The organism is Metabacillus mesotrionivorans, assembly GCF_052171315.1.
GTDB lineage: Bacteria > Bacillota > Bacilli > Bacillales > Bacillaceae > Bacillus_P.
In genome coordinates this window covers 610,813-631,031 of record NZ_JBQMFF010000001.1, presented here as the reverse complement: position 1 = coordinate 631,031, position 20,219 = coordinate 610,813, and the positions used below count along the sequence as shown (strand labels likewise).

Genomic DNA, 20,219 nt, shown 5'->3' with positions numbered 1-20,219 from the left:
CAGGATTTATTCTAATGCGCAAAAAAACTCCTTTCCGCTTAGGAAAGGAGTGGAGAAAATTTATTTTGCAAAGACGTGATCACCAATTGTAAGCGTAATTTCTCTTGAACGGATCCAGTCACTTTCGGCCGTAACAGGGTTGTAGAAGTAGACAGCTTCATTGTCCATTCCCTGATAAGCCAGCGCTTCCTGAACGGCTTCTTTAGATTCTTCATCTGCAGGCTCATTGATTGCACCGTTTTCTACAGGTGAGAAAGCATAAATGCCTGATACCTTCTGATAGATAACATCTGTGACAGTATCCGGGAATCGCTCATCTTCTACCCGGTTTAATACAACAGTTGCAACTGCCACTTTGCCTGCATACGGTTCTCCTTTTGCTTCAGCATGAACAATGCGTGCAAGCAGATCCTTCTCTTTATCTGAGATTGATTGAGGAATCTGAAGCTCTTCTCCAACGTATAATAAATGTCCGCTTTTATGATTTAAAGACTGAATATCTTTAACAGAAACACCGTGTTTTTTTCCAATCAGCCAAAGAGTATCGCCGTGCTGCACTTTATGGCCTTCTGCAGCCTGTGCCTTTTCAAAGCCGAATAGAGAAACAGTCATCGCTGAGATTATAGTAAAGAAAGCTAATTTTTTCATATGATGTAAACCTCCAGTTGTATTGCATCCATACTTGCCGGATGAACATTTTACTCTGTGAAGCACATATATAAGCCTAACAGGTTTATTCACGCTCTTCATTGACAAAAAACTGGAAATTTCACTCCGGATCTAAATACGGCTATTTCGGCAGTATTCCTGATTATTTCTCATCCATTTGTCATAAACCCTTAAAAGAAAACGGCGAACATACTGCATTTGACTCTCATGATTTTACTCTTATCAGCATTTTACCGGACAGCCGCCATTTCCTATGATGAAGATACCGCGGAATACACTTGAGAGAGCGCTCCCTTCAGAAACGGATGAAACGATGGACGATGTTACATTTACAGAGCTGGAAAAACGATATCAGCGCATGATTTACCACAATCTAAAGAAGCTTTGCATCACCCGAAATCAAGATGAGTATTATCAGGCTGGCCTGATTGCCATCTGGAAAGCTTCAAAGACCTATGACCCTTCAAAGGGATCGTTTGAAACGTACCTTTATAAAAGCATTAAAGGCCATATGCTGAATGAAATGAATAAACAAAATAAAAACAGGGACATGCCGGATGTGATGGAGCATATCCTGATCTCAGAAGACCCAACTGCCCTGAAGGATATGGAAGACATGATCAAAGCGAACTGCGACATCCTCACCAAACATCAGCAGATCTGGATGATTTCCTATTGCCTGAAAGAAAAAACAATCAGTGAAATTGCCGAAAGTGAACAGACAACTCCCGCCAGTGTCAAATCATGGAGAAGAGGCGCACTTAAGAAGCTCAGATCTTTGAGCGCTGAAGAGTGGAAAGAGAGATTTTGGTTGCAGCCATGAACAAAAGCGGAAGCGCCTTGGTAAAATCCGAGAGGCAGATAAGAATCCGACGGAAAAGTCCGGTTCCCGCCTTTTTTGACGGATTTGTTCTGACAGAGGATCTAGGCGCTTCCGCTTGCCGATGATAACTTTGTATTATCCAAAGCCTTTTATTCTTATAATTTCGCTTAACAACAAAAAAAAGCCGTCTGTCGTGACGGCTTTTTCAGCTTCTTGGGGTCTCGAGATATTTGTATACAACACTTCCGCCCTGCTGGGCAATGCCGCGGAAATGCTTGAAATCGTCCCGTTCTACAAGAACTTCGCGAAAAGGGAGAAATGAATCCTTTTGTACATGGTATTCATTCATTTCCCCGCTTTTTAACGAGTCAAGGACTTCATTTGCGAGCTGCTTATCCATAAGAACCTGATTCCTCCTGTTCGTTTATCACTGCAAGTTTACTAAGGAGGAGGGTGCTTGTCCAGCATCTTTACGAATAGACTTTTGACAGAGCTTCATCAATCTCCGTTTCCCCTGAGAGGATTTCAAATGTCTTATTTTTAAGTTCGTCTTTTGTAAGGGCTGCAATGAGGACAGCTGCCACGTCTTCTCTTGAAATGCTTCTTCCTTCTGTTTGGTTAATTTTATCCGCAGCTTCAATTTTGCCTGTGCCGCGTTCATCAGTAAGGGCTCCGGGCCTTACGATTGTATAGGACAAATCTGAACCTCGCAGGTACTCATCCGCTATCGCTTTAGCCATGAAATACTGCTCCATATCTGATGGTCCTGCAGCCGGGTTGTCTGTACCCATTGAACTAAGCATGACAAAATGTTTGATTCCATGTTTTTTAGCTTCATCAATCAGGTTTTTGGCTCCTTCCTGATCGACTGAGATTGTTTTATCAGGTCCTGTTTTTGACCCTGAGCCCGCTGCAAAAATAACCGCATCGGCAAGATGTACGGCGTGGGAAACGTCTCCTTCAAGGTCACCGACAACCGTTTGGGCACCCAGCTTTTCAAGCTCCGGCTCCTGTTTTGGATCGCGCACCATGGCAATCGCCCGATGCTCGCCTTCTTTTGCAATTTGTTCGATTAGAAGTCTTCCTGTTGTTCCATTTGCTCCAGCTATAAGTACATTCATTTCAACCAACACCTTTATAAGTAGTATGCTTGTACTTTTCCCGGGTATAAGGAGGTTTAAACAATGAAACTGTTCAGACAAGAACGTGATGGGGTTTAAGCCAGTCCGTCAGCTGCTCAAACTGAGTTTCGGCATCCCTAATTCCCTGATTGTAAAGTCGTTCGAGCTTGACAGGGTTACGCTCGATTCTATCCACTTCAAGTTTTTGGGATGGCCGGATTACAAATACGTTCCCCTTTTGCTCTTGTTCTTCAATATAGTCAAGGGTGCTGTTGTATTGCTTGTAGCGTGCCAGCATAGCATCTGCAAGGAGCGGGTACTGTTTAAACGTCCGTCTGACCATCCACTCCATGCTGCTTTTTTTCTTCCGGTAATCTGCATTTCTCGTAAGGATGACAACATTCCTCACATTTCCGTCCTCTTCAGACTTTTTAACCGGAATGGAGTCGGCAATTCCTCCGTCAAGCAGCTTTCTTCCTTTGTACTCAATCATGGGAGCTATAAACGGAAGAGAGCTGGATGCCCGCAGCAGCTTCAGAATATCCATTCCGACGTCATTTTTCTCATAGTAGACAGCCTCTCCTGTGACACAATCAGTCGTTCCCACTTTAAATGTCTGATCACTTTTTAAAAAAGCATCATAATGAAAAGGAACGAGTTTATTTGGAATTTCATCGAATATAAAATCCATCCCAAACAGCTGCTTATGTCTGATATAGTTTCCAAGGGACAAATACTGAGGGTGGCTGACGTATTCGATGTTTACGGTTTTGTTTCTTCCTTTTTGCCTCGAAACGTAAGAAGCCCCCATGCATGCCCCTGCCGAGACTCCAATAACATAAGGAAAATATAATTCTTTTTCCATAAAATATTCAAGGACGCCAGCGGTATAGACGCCGCGCATGCCTCCTCCTTCTAGGACAAGTCCTGATGAGACCAAGATGATCCGCCTCTTTCTCTGCTAATTTTATCCTACTATAACATGTTCCAGACACGTTATTCATCCATTCTGCCTGCCTGTTTTTTCGAAATTCTTGCACAATTTTGTCTGAAAGCCTTTACTTACCTGTAAAAATAATGTTAAATAGTCCTAATGGGGGATCTGTATAGAGAAGGAGAGAGGAAATGAAAATCGCTAAAGTAGGCAATGTGATTGAATTCAGAGACGGTTTACGCGGGATCGTAGAGAAAGTTAATGAAAATTCAGTGATTGTAGACTTGACGTATATGGAGAATTTCCGTGATTTGGATCTTGAAAGACGTACGGTCGTCAATCATAAAAATTATAAAATCGTGAAAGAACAGCTTCACTGAGAAAAGCTGAAGAGCCTTGCTCAGCTCCGAAGGACAGAAAAGGATCCGGCGAAAAAAGCCGGGTTTGCTTTTTACCGGATCTGTTCTGGCCGAGGAGTTAGGCGCTGGAGCTGGATATCAGGAAAAAAATGATAATCTTTCTTACCTTATTAAAAAGATCAGCCTGGAAGAGTTTAATCTTTCAGGCTGTTTTTTACGTTGGAGCTCATGAGGAACCGCTTTTTAACCAATACTAGTCTGTAACGACTAAATGAGGTGACCGCCATGGATTTCCGTTTGCTGACAGTGGAAGACACTGAACAATACAGACGTTTGCGTCTGCAGGCACTGGAGGAGCTTCCCTTTCATTTTGCCTCTGCCTATGAAATTGAAAAGAAAAAATCAATTGAAGAGCTCCTGGAGGAAATCAGGCCATCCGCCTCTCAGTTCATTGCCGGAGCGTTTACAGGCAGGGAGCTGGCCGGCATAACCGCGTTCAAGCAGGAGCCTCTTCACAAAATGAAACACAGAGGACAGATCCTGAGCATGTACATATCCCCTCCTTCCAGAGGAAACGGCGCGGGAAAAAGCCTGCTTACGTATCTTTTGGACCGGATCAGAGAAAATCCTGCTATCGAAAAAGCAGACCTTGCAGTGGGAGCTGAAAACAAAGGGGCCATCGCCTTGTACCGGTCTCTCGGTTTTGTCCAGTACGGAGAGTATGCGAGTGCTTTAAAAGTAGATGGAGAATACGTAGATGAGCTTTATATGACACTCGCGTTTAAAACAGAAAAAACCCGCTGAAAGCAGCGGATTTTTTTATGTAGGTTAAATAGCACAAAGTTTTTAGCTTGATGTCTATGTCTAGCTCCAGCACTCAGGCTCCTCTGTCAGAACAAAATCCCCCCAAAAGTCAAGTTCGGACTTTTCGTGTGATTTCTTATCTGCCTATCGGAGCTAAACGGGCGCTTCCGCTTTTCTAATTATTGATATACCCTAATTTTCACTGTTTTTCTTCCCCAGTTAACAGCACTGCTCTGACTGGCGATGAATACATCGATTTTATTTCCGTCAATCGCGCCTCCGATATCAGCGGCGATTGCTTTTCCGTAGCCTTCAACTTCGACAGTCGAGCCGATAGGTATCACATTAGGGTCAACGGCGATTACTTTAGCCTCCGGATATTTGTTCAGGTCCACGCCCATCTTAGTGACGCCTGAGCAGCCTTCACACGATGCAGTATATGCTGTACTTGTAACTGAGAGTTCCTTTACTGTTCCGGAAACACTGCTTGATCTCTGTTTCAGTTTTGCAAAAGTTTGCATTCCTGCTATTCCATCGCTTGCAAGTCCGTATTTCTGCTGGAAGCTTGCCACTGCATTTTTGGTTCCGTTTCCATACATGCCGTCAACGATACCGGAGTATAATCCCCATTCTTTCAATAACAGCTGAAGATCTGTAACCGGTTTTCCCATATCGCCGTAGCGGAGCACCTTTATTTTCTGCAGCGTTTGCGGACCGGCAATTCCGTCCACTTTGATTCTGCTTTTCTCCTGAAAATCTTTTACCGCTTCTCTAGTGATCGGGCCATAGTAGCCTGTTTCCTCAAAGTAAGGATAAACACTCTTAGATAAAAGATGCTCCTGAAGCTCTTTCACATCTGAATGGCTCATTCCTTCTGAAAGGGTTCTGTCACCAAGTGCAGTTTCCCCGCTCAGCGGAAACATAACACTGACGCCAAGTACCGATGCTCCAATTAATCCCATAAGCTTTTTCCTCATTGTGTTCCTCCTCGAAAAGTGATTATACATAACACTATTCGACAAAAACCTGGAATTGCAGGTGCAATGAGGGAAAAACAAAGCATTTGAACTAGAAAAATGGCAATGATTAGTGCCTATTTCGACAAATGTCTCATAAATGTCTGAGGTATCGTTCAGGTGCGTTCAGAAAATCTCTTGTCATTTTCACATGCTCCAATTCATCGTAGGAAACGCTTGAAACCGGGTACTCATCAAGCGAGTAAAGAATGGCCCCGGGGAACGCCATTAAGATCGGGGAATGCGTGGCAATAATAAACTGAGACCCCTCCTCCGTCATATCCTTCAGCATACTGATGAAGCTGAGCTGTTTCATTGGAGACAGCGGCCCTTCAGGCTCATCCAGAAGATAAAAGCCATTCGGCCGGAATCTGGACTGAAAAAAAGATAAAAACCTCTCACCGTGGGACCTGTTATCAAGTCCTCTTCCATATAAGGACTGAATTTCCGCCATCGCTTTTTTGTGAGGTGACGCAGCAAGCTGACGGGCAAGAATGGATTTCCCCCGGTATTCCTCCTCCACTTCTTCAACCCTTTTCTCTGCTTCAGCTCTCATTCTGGACACATTCCGCGCATATGTCAGAAAATCATCTGCTTTCAGATAGAATCCTTTTTTCGTTTTTGCTCTCCAGGTAATCTTAAGGTGGTTAGTGAATGCTCTGATTTCAGCATTCATATCCTGTTCCTCCGCCGATGCAATCCTGATGAGGCCCGCATGCTGGGCGATCGACTCAAGCAGTGTGGATTTACCCGTGCCGTTCTCTCCCGCAAGAATGGTGACCGGTGCTTCAAAGAATAATTCAAAAGATTTATTAAAGAGGGGAAGATGGTAAGGATACCCCTCATTTTGCTTACCCGCAGTATAATGTACTCTTTTCAAGTGGACCATCTGCAATCCCCTCCCGCTCATGCTTTCTTTCATTATACGATAACGGTTTTCTTATTGTCTAAGAGGGAATGATAACGGTATCATTTTCATATAAAAGGAGGCGGTCCCCCATGTGCGGAAGATACACGCTTTTTGCTGAATACGCAGAACTTGTAGATCGATTTCAGATTGGCGCAGCCATAGAGGAAGATCAATATGCCATAAGCTACAACATTGCCCCTTCGCAGCATGTCGCAGCTGTTATTAACGACGGTAAGCAAAACAGAATGGGCTACCTGCGATGGGGTCTTATCCCTCCGTGGGCAAAAGATGAAAAAATCGGCTATAAAACCATCAACGCACGTGCTGAAACGCTGTCAGAGAAACCAAGCTTCAGAAATGCCTTTATGAAAAAAAGATGCCTCATCCCTGCAGACTCATTTTATGAATGGAAGCGTGCAGAAGGGACGAAAACCCCAATGAGGATAAAGCTGAAGTCAGGCGCACCATTCGGGATGGCAGGGCTGTGGGAATCCTGGAAGTCACCGGAGGGCAAAGTCATCCACTCTTGCTCTGTGATCACAACAGAGCCAAACAGTCTCATGAGCACAATCCACGACAGAATGCCCGTGATCCTTAAAGAAGAGGACGAATCTATCTGGCTTAACCCTCTGCATTCTGATCCCGCCTATTTAAGCCAGTTTTTGAAGCCCTTTGATGAAAACCAGATGGAGGCTTTTGAAGTCTCTTCTGAAGTGAACTCCGTTAAGAATAACGGGGCGCATCTGATTCGGGAGATATGCTGAGGTTGCATAAACTTCTCAGATAAGCAAAAAACCAGCTCCTGAGACAGGAACTGGTTTTAATGGTGAAGATAGAAGCCACAATTGCCGTAAGTCACGTAAGAAAGTTTTAAACCACCACTTCTCAAAGTGGGTGTTTGCAGCAGCCTTCCTGTCTTCCTCTGCAAATGGAGGCCTGACATTCCGGGTGCGATGTAAAACTCCCTATTACAGCTTAAAGGTTAAAACTTAATTATCATTACGCACAATGCAGCTTGTAGTAGTATATTACATCATGACAGCCGATTGGTCAACCGGCAAGTTTTTTCGGGGCATTGGGCTTTTAAAAAATGCAAGTCTGCCATGTCGCACGATGCAAATCCGGGTTATAATAGAACTGTGCACGTAATTCTTCTGCATGGGATGGTGATACGCATGAAAAACCGTGATAAGCGCCTGAAGCGCAAACGCGACATGATCAAGGATTACATTAAAAGCAGGCTGAAAAATTTAAAGCCTAAGGCAAACAAGTCACCCGTTTCAAACCACCAGTCAAATAAGCCATAAATCTGCAAGTACCCCGCCCGCATAACGGGCGGATTTTTATTTACCCTATAAAAATGCAAAAAAAAAAAAAACAGCCTCTTGAAAAAGAGGCTGTTTTTATATGTCAGCTTAACAATTAAGCTTTTTGAACGTTAGTTGCTTGAGGTCCGCGTTGACCTTGCTCTACGTCAAAAGTAACTGCTTGGCCTTCGTCTAGAGTTTTGAAACCTTCGCCTTGAATAGCTGAGAAATGAACGAATACGTCTTCTCCGCCTTCGCGCTCGATGAATCCGAAACCTTTTTCTGCGTTAAACCATTTTACTGTACCTTGTTCCATTGTTGTTGCCTCCTCGTATGCTTCAGCATACTTTGTATTACTATCCTTGCTCTTGTGATAACAAAAGGCGAAAAGTTGTAAACTTTGTCTTTCCTTGCGTACCGAACAAAAATAATTCTTTTAAACCATACCATGTATGAAAATAAAAAGCAAATTTTCTCGGTAAATTTTTTATCGGTTATCAATTTTCTCCGGATACATATCGTGGTTCATCATGCGGTGCTCCGCCATTTTCTCGTACTTTGTCCCTGGTTTTCCATAGTTTGTGTACGGGTCGATGGAAATGCCGCCGCGCGGTGTGAACTTGCCCCAGACCTCAATATAGCGGGGTTCCATCAGTTCAATCAGATCATTCATGATGATATTCATGCAGTCTTCATGGAAATCGCCGTGGTTTCTGAAGCTGAACAAATAAAGTTTTAATGATTTGCTCTCTACCATTTTCTGATCAGGAATATAACTGATGTAGATCGTTGCGAAATCAGGCTGACCTGTTTTCGGGCAGAGGCTTGTAAATTCCGGGCAGTTGAATTTAACGAAGTAATCACGGTTCACATGCTTATTATCAAATGACTCTAGGATCTCAGGGCTGTACTCAAACAAATAATTTGTCCCCTGATTTCCGAGCAAAGTTACATCTGTCAGTTCTGAATCTAATCTTCCAGCCATTTTATACGTCCTTTCTATGTTAAACTCCCCTTTTATTTCCCCATACGAGCGTGTGGAGCTGGGGCAGAATACGGGCGCTGTTAAGCTCTTTTTCTTGCGCTGACCGTTCAATCAGCCATTCATATCTGGACAGCAGATGCCCAATCAGCTTGTCGTCGTTGTTTTCCTGAACAAGATCGTTGCCAACTTGAATATAGAATGGAAGCTCTGGATACATTATGTGCACTTTTTTAGCGAATTCAAGGTCTGCTTCATCAAAGACGACCACTTTAAGACTCGCATGATTAAGTCTGTTTTCCTTTTCCAGATAATCGATGATTTCCTTCAGCTTATCGAAATCCGTGCTCATTCCCGAGCTTGGAGGTTTAGGTGAAATGGTCAAATCATCAATTTCGGAAAACCATGGCTGAAGCCGGCTTCCCTGCGTTTCGATGGCAACCTTTATCTCCTTCTTATGCAGCAGGTCAACCAGCTCTGATAAGTGAACGAGCAAAGCCGGGTTACCGCCGGAAATCGTCACATGGGAAAAGAGGTCTCCTCCCAGTTCGTAAAGCTCGTTCCAGATCTCTTCTGCAGTGAGCTGCCTGATGTCATCCTTAGCTGAACCGTCCCATGTGAAAGCAGAATCACACCAGCTGCAGGAATAATCGCATCCCGCCGTTCTGACAAACATCGTCTTCTGGCCGATGACCATTCCTTCTCCCTGAATGGTCGGACCGAAGATCTCCAAAACCGGAAACTTCTTCATCCTTTTTTCACCAGCTTTGGACGATACATGACGTAGCTTGTCGGGGTTTCGCGGACAAATACACCGACACATTTCGGTTTGTGGGAAAGACTGTCCAAATGCTGCTGAATCATTTCGCAGATTGTTCGCGCTACCACTTCTGTCGTAGGGAATTTATTTGGATCTTCATCATTAAAAACGTCATGTTCATTTAAGATCGTGTGATCAAACCGGTCATGCACAAGCTGTTTGATATGGGCAAAATTTATCAAAAAACCCGAGTCATCAAGCTCATCTCCTGCAACCGTCACATTGATGAAGTACGTGTGGCCATGAAGGCGGCGGCATTTGCCCGCTTCTTCTTTAGGCACATAATGTGCTGCTGACAGCTGCATATCTTTGTTCAATTCGAACGTAAAGGGATGAAGTGTCTGGGGATACATTTGCTGGATCATGAAGCCTCTCCCCCTTTGGCTGAGATATACTCGTCAAGCCCTTTTTTGCGGAGGCGGCAGGCTGGACATTCTCCGCACCCGTCTGCGATAATACCGTTGTAGCATGTAAGTGTTTTATCCCTTACATATTCAAGGGCTGAAAGCTCATCTGCAAGCTTCCATGTTTCGGCCTTATCAATCCACATAAGCGGAGTATGAATGACAAACTGATCATCCATGGCAAGATTGATTGTTACATTGCATGACTTTACAAATACATCACGGCAATCGGGATATCCGCTGAAATCCGTTTCGCATACCCCTGTCACAATATGCTTTGCGCCAATTTGCTTGGCAAGCACTGAAGCGAATGTTAAAAAGAGAAGGTTTCTTCCCGGCACAAAAGTAGACGGGAGCTCTCCTTCCTTATGTTCAATGGCAATATCATCTCTTGTAAGGGCGTTTGGAGCCAGCTGGTTTAACAGAGACATATCAAGAAGATGATGGCGCACATCAAGCTCTTTTGCGATTTGTTCGGCCACATCAATTTCCAGTTTGTGACGCTGGTTGTAATTGAAGGTTACGGCCTCGACTTCTTTAAACTGCTTCTTCGCCCAGAACAGGCAAGTCGTACTGTCCTGTCCTCCGCTGAAGACAACAAGCGCTTTTTCATTTTTCATCATATTCTGCCTCCTCATAATAGAAGAGAGCATTCTTTCACAACCCGGATTCCTAAAAATCGGCATAAGAAAAGACACCCTGAGTGTTCAGAAGTGTCCAGCATGTAAGTCCTCAACTAAAAAACAGCAGATTTGGCTGTTTGATCTTAGTTTTTTATAGAGGGTTGTGCTAGAACCTCTCCCGCACGCACATGCGCGGAATTTATCATTCTTTTTACCGTTCATACTATATCACGAACAGTCTGTTACATCAATCTATTTTAATGGAGGAAATGCCGTGCCGCTCAAACCTGCTCTTGTAAAAGTAAAATCAAACTTCTGGATAACGCCTGCCGCCTATGCCTTCCTTTTTTTCATCCTTGCCATCCTCAGCATGTGGGCTGACAGATTTCTCGCTTCACATGGATATTTCAGCTATGTTCCTTCTGTTTTTTTAACTGATAAAGAGCTTTCCCACACGATCCTGAGCGCAACTTCCACTTCGCTGCTTACAATGACAACCATCACCTTTTCATCTGTCCTTGTCGTTCTTACCACCTTTTTGGCTAATTTTTCGCCAAGAACCATGCACAATTTCAATACCGATTCAAAAATCCAGCGGGTACTTGGCGTCTTCGTCGGAGGGTATATCTATTCTCTCGTTCTTCTAAACCAGGTGAGAGAAAATGAGACAAGCAATGACTTCATTGTACCAAGCCTTGCAATCCTTGTAGCTTTCTTGTGTGTGGGCATGTTCGTTTTCCTGATTCACCATATGACTGAGTGGATTAAAGTTGGAAACGTGATTTCAAACATCACGAAAGAAACACTTGCCTCGATCGATGATAAAAAAAGACCGGAAGAAAAAAGAACAGATGATGAGCCTTCATTTGATCAAGGATTGGAAATTAAAAGCAAGCATGAAGGGTATATCGAAGACATCGCGGTTGATGAACTTGTTTCATTTGCCGCAAAACACGAAGCAGCCGTAAAGTTCCACAGGGATCAGGGAGCGTATGCAGATGAAGATACCCCTCTCTTGACACTCATTTCTGATAATAAAGAAATCCAACGGGAAGATGTCTTGAAGTTCATCACAATTAGTGCCGATCATGAATCAAAAAACGACATTGAATTCGGTATTCAGAAGCTTGCTGAAATTGCTTTGCGGGGCATCGCACCAGGAAAAAACGACCCGGAAACAGCCATTGCATGCATTGAGCACCTTACTCAGATCCTCATCAAAATCGGGAAACATCATTCCCCTTCCCCCTACCACAGGGACAGCGAAGGTAAGATTAGAGTGATTCTTCCAAAACCGGATTTTCATGACTATCTGTATACAAGCTTTTATCAGATCCGTCACTATGGCAAAGAAGATGTTTCCGTCATGGCCTCCATTTTAAAAGCGCTTTGCCTGATTGCCGAAACAAACCGGAAGGAAATGAAAGAAGATATTTGGTCTTTTTCTCACTACATTTATGAAGGACTGGATACGATAGACTGGCTGAGCCTTGATAAGAAGTTTCTGAACCGGGAGCTTGCAGCTATTGCGCTGGCATGCGGCAAAGATGATTCATCGCTTCAGCTTTAAATCAGAAGAAAAGGAATCCGTTCAATGGATTCCTTTTTGCGTTACTGCTTTTTTTGAGTTCCTTCTTGTTCAAGTTCTTTAAAAGATTTTACTTTTCCGTGTTCATTTTGAGATTCCTTCCGGATGTCCCATTGACGCTGTTTTTGTCCTTTTGACTGAGTCATCTTTCGCCACTCCTTTGCTGAATAGATTTCATATTTTATTTTGCCCTGACAACAAAAAAAGATGCCGAAGCATCTTTACTGGGTGGCAGCGATCCCGTCCTGTATGACAGGCACGCTAGCTTCCTTTTTTTTTCGGATCATTTCCAGATAGCGGATATGGTGATTTTCCATATCTTTCACCCTAAATGAGTAAGAGCCGAGTTCAACAAGCTCGCCTTTTTGGATATCGTATTTCTCAGTCAGCATCCATCCGCCAATAGTATCGACATCTGAATCATCAAGCTCAAGGCCGAAAAGATCGTTTAATTCACTGATCAGGACTTTGCCGTCAATGATATAATGATCTTCATTGATCTTTTGAACGAGCGGCACTTCATCCGCATCGAACTCATCGCGGATCTCTCCAACGATCTCCTCAAGAATGTCCTCCACTGTGACAAGCCCTGCAGTCCCTCCATACTCGTCAATAAGAATCGCCATATGAATATGCTCTCTCTGCATTTTTAAAAGCAGCTCCTGCACAGGTACAGACTGAGTGACCTGAATAACCGGCCGTATATAAGTTCTTAGGGAGAACTGTTCGAGTTTTTTTGACTGAAACAAATCGGTGAAAATTTCTTTAATATTGACCATCCCGATAATATGGTCTTTATCTCCATCAACAACAGGGTATCTTGTATATTTTTCGCTTTTAATGATTTTCAGGTGCGCCTGAAGCGGTTCATCGCTGTCGAGTGAAATAATCTGTGTGCGCGGTACCATAATTTCTTTAGCAATGCGGTCATCAAACTTAAAAATCTTATTTACATATTTATATTCCGACTGATTGATCTCCCCGCTTTCATAGCTTTCCGACAGCAGGATCCTCAGCTCTTCTTCGCTGTGAGCGAGTTCATGTTCTGATACCCGTTTTAATCCAAAGGCTTGAGTGAGCATGCGTGCAGAGCCGTTCAAAAGCCAGATCGCCGGAAACATCAGCCTGTAAAATGCAATCAGCGGTTTTGAAAAAGCCAGGGTGACCCTCTCTGCTTTTTGGATCGCAATTGTTTTCGGAGCAAGTTCTCCGACAACTACGTGCAGGAAGGTAATAATGGCAAAAGCAAAAGCAATCGCCAAAAAGTGTGCAGCAGCACTTGGGAGATTCAGCTTTTCAAAAACTGGCTGAAGAAGCTTCCCTACAGCAGGTTCTCCGAGCCACCCAAGTCCAAGTGCGGTAATCGTGATTCCCAGCTGACAGGCTGATAAATATTCATCCAGATTATCCGTCACCCGCTTTGCTGAGAGCGCCTGTTTGCTGCCTTCTTCAATAAGCTGATTCAGGCGGGAACTCCGGATTTTTACAATTGCAAACTCAGACGCTACAAAAAAGGCAGTCGCAGCAATTAAAACCGCAATTATGAACAAATTGACTATGTCCAAATAAATTCCCTTTTTCGCAGAAACGAAAAAGGAGTCACCTCCCGGAAAAGTTCAATCTTTAAATAAAAGATGGTGAAACCCTGTCATGAAGGTATTACCCCATCAATCACCTCTCCCGAAAAAATATATAAAATTCTGAATATATTCCATCATAATATGAAGCCTGTCACCAGTCAAACAATCCTTCGCATTGTTTTCTTCATAAATATGACCAAAATCAAGCTATTATGTTTTAATTATTTCATTATTCTGATTTTTTAAAATTTGTTTTCATTCCCGGAAGGAGGAGCTTTTCTGACCATCAGCAGGAGGAGAAAGATGAGGCTCATGTAACCAAAAACCGGGTACAAAACTGCAATTAACGAGCTGTAGTCAATCAGGCTGATAAAAAACGCACCGCACAGCAGCATGGCAATAATCAGCATGCCAGGAAGTGGAACGACGCGTATAAGATGGCGCTCGAGCCCGAACAGGTTCCCGATTACAGATGTAAACACTTCCCCATAGATGACAAGAATATAAATGATAAAAAACGAAAACACAGATGCCTTCATGACTTCTGCCATCGGGATATCATAGGAGATGACATCACGCAATGAGGACAGCGCAAAATGACTGCTGAGCAAAATAAACGTGAGGATGGCACCGCCTGCAATCCCGCCCCATTTTGCCGTTCGCTCATCCTCTATTTCCTTTGCAAGCGGGACAAGCACGGCCTCCGCCATCGCAAGATTAAACGCCGCGTAGGAAACCGCAGAGATGATCCACTTAAAGGATGAATGACCGGACATGAGACTCTTTGCCGAATGAGCATCAAAAGATGAAGCAGCCACAAGCACACTGAACAAAATCAGCATCGGCACAACAATAATGTTCACACTGAAAAGGCCCTTTGATCCAAATGACATGGCAATAAGCGTCAGCGCAATCGTCAAAACAACGCCAAACCGGCTTGAAAGGTGAAGCTGCTCTTCAAAAATGGCACCCGCCCCTGAAAGCATGACAGACGTAACACCGAACAAAACGACAAGCATAAACAGATTGACGACCGTACCGCATGATTTTCCGAACAAAAAAAGATTGAGATCCTGATAAGAATTTGCACCTATCCTTTTTGAAATAATCATCATTTTGGACCCAAGATGCATAAAAAAATAACCGCATATAAGAATGCCAAACATTCCAAAAACGCCATACTGCGTAAAAAATTCAACAATCTCCCTGCCGGTGGCAAATCCTGCCCCCACTACCGTGCCCACATATACAGCTGCTATCTGCACTACCTGAAACCATTGTTTCTTCATTGTTTTGCCTCCGATACGAACCCTGGTCTTTTCATATGTATATGAGACAAGGTGCCAGGAAAGAAGGACAGATTGTCACTGTTTGAGTAAAGGAATCGTTCTTTCCTGAAAAGATAAAAAAGGTAAAACAAAATACTTGAAAGTCAAAATAGGTCAAACTATAATAAGAATCAAGATCATCCACTCGAGATGATTTTTCTTTCAATCAAAAGTCAAAGATAGTCAAAGTCAAACATAAACATAAATTTATTATATGGAGGTTTTCACTATGCTATGTCAAAACTGCCAAGCTAAGAAAGCATCTGTTCATTTAACTATGCAAATCAACCATGAGCGCCATCAAGTCATGATCTGCTCTGACTGTTATGCCAAGTACAGAAGTTCAGTTCCAAGCGGAGGGTTCGGTCATGTCCCGCCATCACAGCCATTTGGTCCTAATGCTGAACAAACGGCACAAAAACAAGGCCGAAACGGACTCCTTGATCAGCTGGCACGCAACCTGACACATGCTGCAAAAGCCGGCGTCATTGATCCTGTCATCGGCAGAGATGCGGAAGTTGAACGATTAATAGAGATACTGAACAGAAGAAACAAAAACAACCCTGTTCTTATCGGAGAGCCTGGTGTCGGGAAAACGGCTGTAGTAGAGGGCTTTGCTCTTAAAATTGCAGAGGGGGATGTTCCGGCTAAACTGAAGAATAAAGAAGTTTATCTGCTGGATGTTGCGTCACTTGTTGCAAATACCGGGGTCAGAGGACAATTTGAAGAGAGAATGAAGCAGCTGATCTCAGAACTTCATCAAAAGAAAAACATCATTCTGTTTATAGATGAAATTCATCAGCTTGTAGGCGCAGGCTCAGCAGAAGGCTCCATGGACGCAGGCAACATTCTAAAACCGGCGCTTGCACGCGGAGAGCTCCAGGTTGTCGGAGCCACTACTCTGAAAGAATACCGTCAGATTGAAAAAGATGCAGCACTTGAACGCCGCTTCCAGCCTGTCATGGTCACTGAGCCTTCTCTGGAAAAAGCGATTGAAATCCTGAAAGGCATTCAGGACAAATACGAAAAATATCATGAAGTGTCTTATTCGGAAGATGCGATTAAAGCAACTGTTATGCTTTCACACCGCTACATCCAGGACCGTTATCTGCCAGATAAAGCCATTGATCTTCTTGATGAAGCGGGATCAAAAAAGAACCTGCAGTCAGGCGGCGGTGAAGATATCAGCGGGAAACTGGCTGAGATTGCACGAAAGAAAGCACAGGCTACAAAAGAAGAAAACTATGAGCTTGCTGCTAAGCTGCGTGACGAGGAACTAAAGCTTGAAAGCATGCAGTCAACATCCCATGCAACAGTGGAAGCAGAAGATATTGCAGCCATTATCGAAAAGAAAACAGGCATTCCGGTAGGCAAGTTACAGGAAGATGAGCAGGCTCAAATGAAAAATCTTGAAAGCAAACTTTCCAGTAAAGTCATCGGTCAGGAAGAAGCCGTTAAGAAAGTGGCAAAGGCCATCCGAAGAAGCCGTGCAGGGCTAAAATCAAAACAGCGTCCAATCGGTTCATTCCTGTTCGTCGGCCCTACAGGAGTCGGAAAAACGGAATTGACCAAAACCCTTGCATCCGAGCTGTTTGGTACGCGTGATTCACTGATCCGCCTGGACATGAGTGAATATATGGAAAAACACTCTGTCTCGAAGATTATCGGATCACCTCCGGGCTATGTCGGTCACGAGGAAGCAGGACAGCTATCCGAAAAAGTCCGCCGGAACCCGTACAGCATCATCCTGCTTGATGAAATTGAAAAAGCTCATCCAGATGTGCAGCATATGTTCCTACAAGTCATGGAGGATGGCCGCCTGACAGACAGCCAGGGCAGAACGGTAAGTTTCAAAGACACCGTCATTATCATGACAAGCAATGCCGGTGCCGGACACAAGAAAGTCACAGTCGGCTTCGGAAACAGCGAAGCACTGAACGAAAGCTCATTGCTTGAGTCACTTGGTTCATTCTTTAAGCCTGAATTTCTGAACCGTTTTGACAGCATCATCGAATTTAAGTCTCTCGAAAAAACGGATCTGCTGCAAATCGTAGACATTATGCTTGGTGAGCTTCAGGAAACGCTCAATGAACAGCACATTAAGCTGAACATCACAGATGAAGCAAAAGAAAAAATAGCAGAGCTCGGCTATCATCCTGCCTTTGGAGCACGTCCGCTCCGCAGAGTGATACAAGAGCATGTTGAAGATGCCATTGCCGATGTTCTTCTGGATGGCAGCCAAATCTCCGAACTTACTGTATCGCTTGTTGATGATACACTGACAGTAAAGCAAGGTTAAACTTGGAAAAGAGCTGAATTCATAGGAATTCAGCTCTTTTTTTTTTGCCTTAATCTTATATGGATAGACCGGGTGAACAAATTCAATTTCTGTCTGGTCCTCTGCTTCAATTGCCAGCGGGTGAATTTCTGCCCCTCTTTGTGTAGGGAACCACGGCCTCCCCTGATTCACAAGAACAAGTGAACCGTGATGATCCCCGTAAAATGAAAACATGCTATCTTCCCCGTTATGGATATCCCTTAAAAAATTCAAATCCTTCCGCATGCTCTTGACACTGGTGCAGGGCAGACCTACTTCAAAGACATCAAACCAGCCAGTCAGTTTTTCAGCCTCTCTCCTGACAATCATTTCGAGGATGTTACCTTCAGAATCGTAAAAGTATGCCTGTTTGCCTTTCCAGTCCATAATTTTCTCGCCTTGTTCATTTGAGAGCAAAGGCAGCCTACCTGCCATCATGTCAAAAAAGAACTCATTCACCCTAAAGCAGAGATGGTAATATGCGGACTCCTCTGACTGTCTGAACGTCAAAAGAGTTTTTCCTGACTGAACAGTAAAGGAGTCCGAGTCTTCGGAGATTATGTTCATACTCAGCGATTCTGTGTAAAATTTTTTGAGCTTCAGAAGGTTTTTTGCGTGCATTTGGATGTGGAGAAATTTCATTTGAACCACCTATTCTCTTATTTGTACTGGATTTTTTCCGGTTGCTGCTGCCGGCTGATCGATCCCTTTTCAAGTATAGGTTTTTTGGTTTCATCTTTGCTCAGTCTTTGTGCTGAAATTCACTTCATTCATTGGACTAAAAAACCGCCAGCATACCGCTGACGGTTTAAAGATTACAGCTTTGTATCATCTACCTTTTCAAGCCACTCCCTGATCTCTCCTGTAACAGACTGAACGCAGCCATCTTCAAACGGAGAAATCAAATGCGCTGTCTCCACGAGCTCAAGGAAAGATTTGCTTCCGCCCTGCTTGCAGAGATGAAGGTAATCTGCCCATGCCGCGTCTTTATCTTCGTGCATTTTCTTCCAGAATTGAAGAGCGCAGATTTGAGCAAGCGTATAATCGATGTAGTAAAATGGCGAGTTGTAAATATGGCCCTGACGCTGCCAGAAGCCTCCGCCTTCTAAAAATTCGTTGTCCCCGTAATCACGGTGCGGCAAATACTTCCGCTCCATTTCTCTCCAGGCAAGTTTGCGTTCCTGCGGAGAAGCTTCCGGATTTTCATAGATAAAGTGCTGGAACTCATCTACAGCTACACCGTATGGAAGGAACTGAAGAGCTGCACTCAAGTGGCTGAACTTATACTTCTCCGCATCTTCCTTAAAGAAGGATTCCATCCATGGCCACGTGAAGAACTCCATGCTCATGGAATGAATTTCGCACGCTTCATAGGTTGGGAAATGGTACTCCGACAAATTGAAATGACGGCTCATATAAACCTGGAATGCATGGCCCGCTTCATGCGTGAGCACATCGATATCCCCGCTTGTCCCGTTGAAATTCGCGAAAATATACGGGGACTTGTAATCTTCTATATACGTGCAATATCCGCCTCCGGCTTTGCCTTTTTGGGCAAGCAGATCCATCAGGTTTTTCTCAATCATAAAATCAAAAAACTCATTTGTTTCAGGTGATAATTCCTCATACATTTTCTTTCCATTAGAAATGATCCATTCTGCATCGCCTTTTGGCGCTGCATTTCCTGTTGTGAAGGCAAGTTTTTCATCTGCAAACTCAAGCTTGTCCAAACCAAGCCGTTTTTGCTGCCTTTTGCGGAGATCTGTTGCAATCGGAACAATATATTCCTTGATCTGATCACGGAAGTTTTTCACCATTTCAGCATTATAATCTACACGCTGCATGCGCTGATACCCTAGCTCTGTAAAATTGGAAAAGCCAAGTTTTTTGGCAATCGACGTACGGACTTTAACCAATTTATCGAAAATGTCATCGAACTTTTCGCCGTTCTCCGCGAAAAATCCGAAATAGGCATCAGAAGCGCGCTTTCTCGTCTCCCTCTCCTTTGCTTCGAGAAGCGGTTCAATTTGTGCAAGTGTATACTCTTTGCCGTCAAAATCAATTTTTGCAGAGGCAACAAGTTTTGTATATTCCGTCACCAGTTTATTTTCCTGCTGAAGATCTGCAAGCACTTCAGGGGAGAATGTTTTCAGCTGGGCATCAGCAAGAAGGAACAGCTGTCTGCCGTACTTTTCTTCAAGACTGTTTCTGAATTTAGAACCTGTAAGAGCTTTGTAAAACTCTGTTTCCAAAGCTTTAATATGAGGATCCAGCTCATCCAGATAGTCCTGTTCTTCCTTGTAGAACTCATCATTCGTATCAATCGTATGACGGATGGAACAGAGGTTGAATGCCGTTGAAACATGTCCCCTGATTTCTCCTATTTTCTCAAGTGCTTTCTCCTGCTTCTCCAGTGTTTCCGCCTGTTTGAACAGCTCCAGCGCTTCGCGGAAGGAAGCTTCTATTTCTTCTTTCACAGGACGGCTGTATGTATAATCCTGAAATTTCATATGTATGGTCCCCGCTTTCATCTATTAATTATTGCCTGCCAAGGTTTACTATTCGCGAAAAAAGTGCTGAATCCTTTCTATCTCTTTTTGAAACTTACCTAAAAGTTAAAGAAAAACAGACGAT

22 protein-coding genes, 1 other RNA gene and 1 riboswitch are annotated in these 20,219 nt (G+C 43.7%); of the genes, 7 read left to right on the top strand and 16 right to left on the bottom strand.

Annotated features, from left to right (window positions below):
• Nucleotides 1-60: 60 nt before the first annotated feature.
• The gene (locus ACTSEZ_RS03175; RefSeq protein ID WP_369732768.1) at nt 61-648 is read right to left on the bottom strand and encodes a cell wall hydrolase; all 588 of its coding nucleotides are present in this window, start codon (nt 646-648) and stop codon (nt 61-63) included.
• A gap of 274 nt (nt 649-922) precedes the next feature.
• Between ACTSEZ_RS03175 and ACTSEZ_RS03170 the strand changes: the two genes are divergently transcribed.
• Nucleotides 923-1,492, top strand: coding sequence for a sigma-70 family RNA polymerase sigma factor (locus ACTSEZ_RS03170; protein WP_369732767.1), 570 nt, complete (start codon nt 923-925; stop codon nt 1,490-1,492).
• Between the two features lie 205 nt (nt 1,493-1,697).
• Here the strand turns inward: ACTSEZ_RS03170 and ykzS are convergent, their stop codons facing one another.
• The 3 genes from ykzS to ACTSEZ_RS03155 all read right to left on the bottom strand — a co-directional run bounded on the left by ykzS (nt 1,698) and on the right by ACTSEZ_RS03155 (nt 3,556).
• The gene (gene ykzS, locus ACTSEZ_RS03165; RefSeq protein WP_369732766.1) at nt 1,698-1,892 is read right to left on the bottom strand and encodes a protein YkzS; all 195 of its coding nucleotides are present in this window, start codon (nt 1,890-1,892) and stop codon (nt 1,698-1,700) included.
• Between the two features lie 70 nt (nt 1,893-1,962).
• Nucleotides 1,963-2,613: an SDR family oxidoreductase gene (locus ACTSEZ_RS03160; RefSeq protein ID WP_369732765.1), complete on the bottom strand. Its 651-nt coding sequence runs from the start codon at nt 2,611-2,613 to the stop codon at nt 1,963-1,965.
• 73 nt (nt 2,614-2,686) lie between these two features.
• Entirely contained in the window at nt 2,687-3,556 is an 870-nt protein-coding gene (locus ACTSEZ_RS03155; protein WP_369733071.1) for a patatin-like phospholipase family protein, read from the bottom strand.
• A 182-nt stretch (nt 3,557-3,738) separates the two neighbouring features.
• Between ACTSEZ_RS03155 and ACTSEZ_RS03150 the strand changes: the two genes are divergently transcribed.
• Together ACTSEZ_RS03150 and ACTSEZ_RS03145 are read left to right on the top strand one after the other, a co-directional pair.
• Nucleotides 3,739-3,927, top strand: a complete 189-nt coding sequence (locus tag ACTSEZ_RS03150) for a YkvS family protein (protein ID WP_029281718.1) — start codon at nt 3,739-3,741, stop codon at nt 3,925-3,927.
• A 264-nt stretch (nt 3,928-4,191) separates the two neighbouring features.
• Nucleotides 4,192-4,710, top strand: coding sequence for a GNAT family N-acetyltransferase (locus ACTSEZ_RS03145; RefSeq protein ID WP_369732764.1), 519 nt, complete (start codon nt 4,192-4,194; stop codon nt 4,708-4,710).
• 179 nt (nt 4,711-4,889) lie between these two features.
• On the opposite strand, the gene ACTSEZ_RS03140 is transcribed toward ACTSEZ_RS03145, so the two are convergent.
• Nucleotides 4,890-5,687, bottom strand: a complete 798-nt coding sequence (locus ACTSEZ_RS03140) for a peptidoglycan-binding protein (RefSeq protein ID WP_369732763.1) — start codon at nt 5,685-5,687, stop codon at nt 4,890-4,892.
• A 133-nt stretch (nt 5,688-5,820) separates the two neighbouring features.
• Entirely contained in the window at nt 5,821-6,615 is a 795-nt protein-coding gene (locus ACTSEZ_RS03135) for an AAA family ATPase (protein WP_369732762.1), read from the bottom strand.
• 110 nt (nt 6,616-6,725) lie between these two features.
• Here ACTSEZ_RS03135 and ACTSEZ_RS03130 point away from each other — a divergent pair, with 110 nt between their 5' ends.
• Nucleotides 6,726-7,400, top strand: a complete 675-nt coding sequence (locus ACTSEZ_RS03130) for an SOS response-associated peptidase (protein WP_369732761.1) — start codon at nt 6,726-6,728, stop codon at nt 7,398-7,400.
• 68 nt (nt 7,401-7,468) lie between these two features.
• Here the strand turns inward: ACTSEZ_RS03130 and ssrS are convergent.
• Nucleotides 7,469-7,656: non-coding RNA, 6S RNA (ssrS, locus tag ACTSEZ_RS03125), on the bottom strand.
• 155 nt (nt 7,657-7,811) lie between these two features.
• On the opposite strand from ssrS, the gene ACTSEZ_RS03120 reads away from it, so the two are divergent.
• Nucleotides 7,812-7,943: a hypothetical protein gene (locus tag ACTSEZ_RS03120; RefSeq protein ID WP_369732760.1), complete on the top strand. Its 132-nt coding sequence runs from the start codon at nt 7,812-7,814 to the stop codon at nt 7,941-7,943.
• Nucleotides 7,944-8,058: 115 nt separating this feature from the next.
• Here the strand turns inward: ACTSEZ_RS03120 and ACTSEZ_RS03115 are convergent, their stop codons facing one another.
• The 5 genes from ACTSEZ_RS03115 to queC form a co-directional block, all read right to left on the bottom strand.
• Nucleotides 8,059-8,259: a cold-shock protein gene (locus tag ACTSEZ_RS03115; protein WP_029281727.1), complete on the bottom strand. Its 201-nt coding sequence runs from the start codon at nt 8,257-8,259 to the stop codon at nt 8,059-8,061.
• Nucleotides 8,260-8,430: 171 nt separating this feature from the next.
• On the bottom strand, nt 8,431-8,928 hold the full coding sequence (gene queF, locus ACTSEZ_RS03110; protein ID WP_369732759.1) for a preQ(1) synthase: 498 nt from the start codon (nt 8,926-8,928) through the stop codon (nt 8,431-8,433).
• Nucleotides 8,929-8,947: 19 nt separating this feature from the next.
• Nucleotides 8,948-9,676, bottom strand: a complete 729-nt coding sequence (queE, locus tag ACTSEZ_RS03105; RefSeq protein WP_369732758.1) for a 7-carboxy-7-deazaguanine synthase QueE — start codon at nt 9,674-9,676, stop codon at nt 8,948-8,950.
• Entirely contained in the window at nt 9,673-10,110 is a 438-nt protein-coding gene (gene queD, locus ACTSEZ_RS03100; protein WP_369732757.1) for a 6-carboxytetrahydropterin synthase QueD, read from the bottom strand. The genes queE and queD overlap by 4 nt, the downstream gene beginning before the upstream one ends.
• On the bottom strand, nt 10,107-10,769 hold the full coding sequence (queC, locus tag ACTSEZ_RS03095; RefSeq protein WP_029281734.1) for a 7-cyano-7-deazaguanine synthase QueC: 663 nt from the start codon (nt 10,767-10,769) through the stop codon (nt 10,107-10,109). Before queC ends, queD begins: the two co-directional genes overlap by 4 nt.
• 140 nt (nt 10,770-10,909) lie before the next feature.
• A riboswitch (PreQ1 riboswitch) is annotated at nt 10,910-10,954 on the bottom strand.
• Between the two features lie 92 nt (nt 10,955-11,046).
• Here queC and ACTSEZ_RS03090 point away from each other — a divergent pair.
• The gene (locus ACTSEZ_RS03090) at nt 11,047-12,342 is read left to right on the top strand and encodes a DUF2254 domain-containing protein (RefSeq protein WP_369732756.1); all 1,296 of its coding nucleotides are present in this window, start codon (nt 11,047-11,049) and stop codon (nt 12,340-12,342) included.
• Nucleotides 12,343-12,383: 41 nt separating this feature from the next.
• On the opposite strand, the gene ACTSEZ_RS03085 is transcribed toward ACTSEZ_RS03090, so the two are convergent.
• The 3 genes from ACTSEZ_RS03085 to ACTSEZ_RS03075 all read right to left on the bottom strand — a co-directional run bounded on the left by ACTSEZ_RS03085 (nt 12,384) and on the right by ACTSEZ_RS03075 (nt 15,229).
• Nucleotides 12,384-12,506, bottom strand: coding sequence for a DUF6254 family protein (locus ACTSEZ_RS03085; protein WP_234703361.1), 123 nt, complete (start codon nt 12,504-12,506; stop codon nt 12,384-12,386).
• Between the two features lie 75 nt (nt 12,507-12,581).
• A complete protein-coding gene (locus tag ACTSEZ_RS03080; protein ID WP_369732755.1) occupies nt 12,582-13,925 on the bottom strand; it encodes a hemolysin family protein in 1,344 nt (447 codons plus the stop codon).
• Nucleotides 13,926-14,182: 257 nt separating this feature from the next.
• Nucleotides 14,183-15,229, bottom strand: coding sequence for a YkvI family membrane protein (locus tag ACTSEZ_RS03075; protein WP_369732754.1), 1,047 nt, complete (start codon nt 15,227-15,229; stop codon nt 14,183-14,185).
• A gap of 268 nt (nt 15,230-15,497) precedes the next feature.
• Here ACTSEZ_RS03075 and ACTSEZ_RS03070 point away from each other — a divergent pair, with 268 nt between their 5' ends.
• Entirely contained in the window at nt 15,498-17,567 is a 2,070-nt protein-coding gene (locus ACTSEZ_RS03070) for an ATP-dependent Clp protease ATP-binding subunit (protein ID WP_369732753.1), read from the top strand.
• Between the two features lie 833 nt (nt 17,568-18,400).
• On the opposite strand, the gene ACTSEZ_RS03065 is transcribed toward ACTSEZ_RS03070, so the two are convergent.
• On the bottom strand, nt 18,401-20,095 hold the full coding sequence (locus tag ACTSEZ_RS03065; RefSeq protein WP_369732752.1) for a M3 family oligoendopeptidase: 1,695 nt from the start codon (nt 20,093-20,095) through the stop codon (nt 18,401-18,403).
• Between the last annotated feature and the right edge of the window lie 124 nt (nt 20,096-20,219).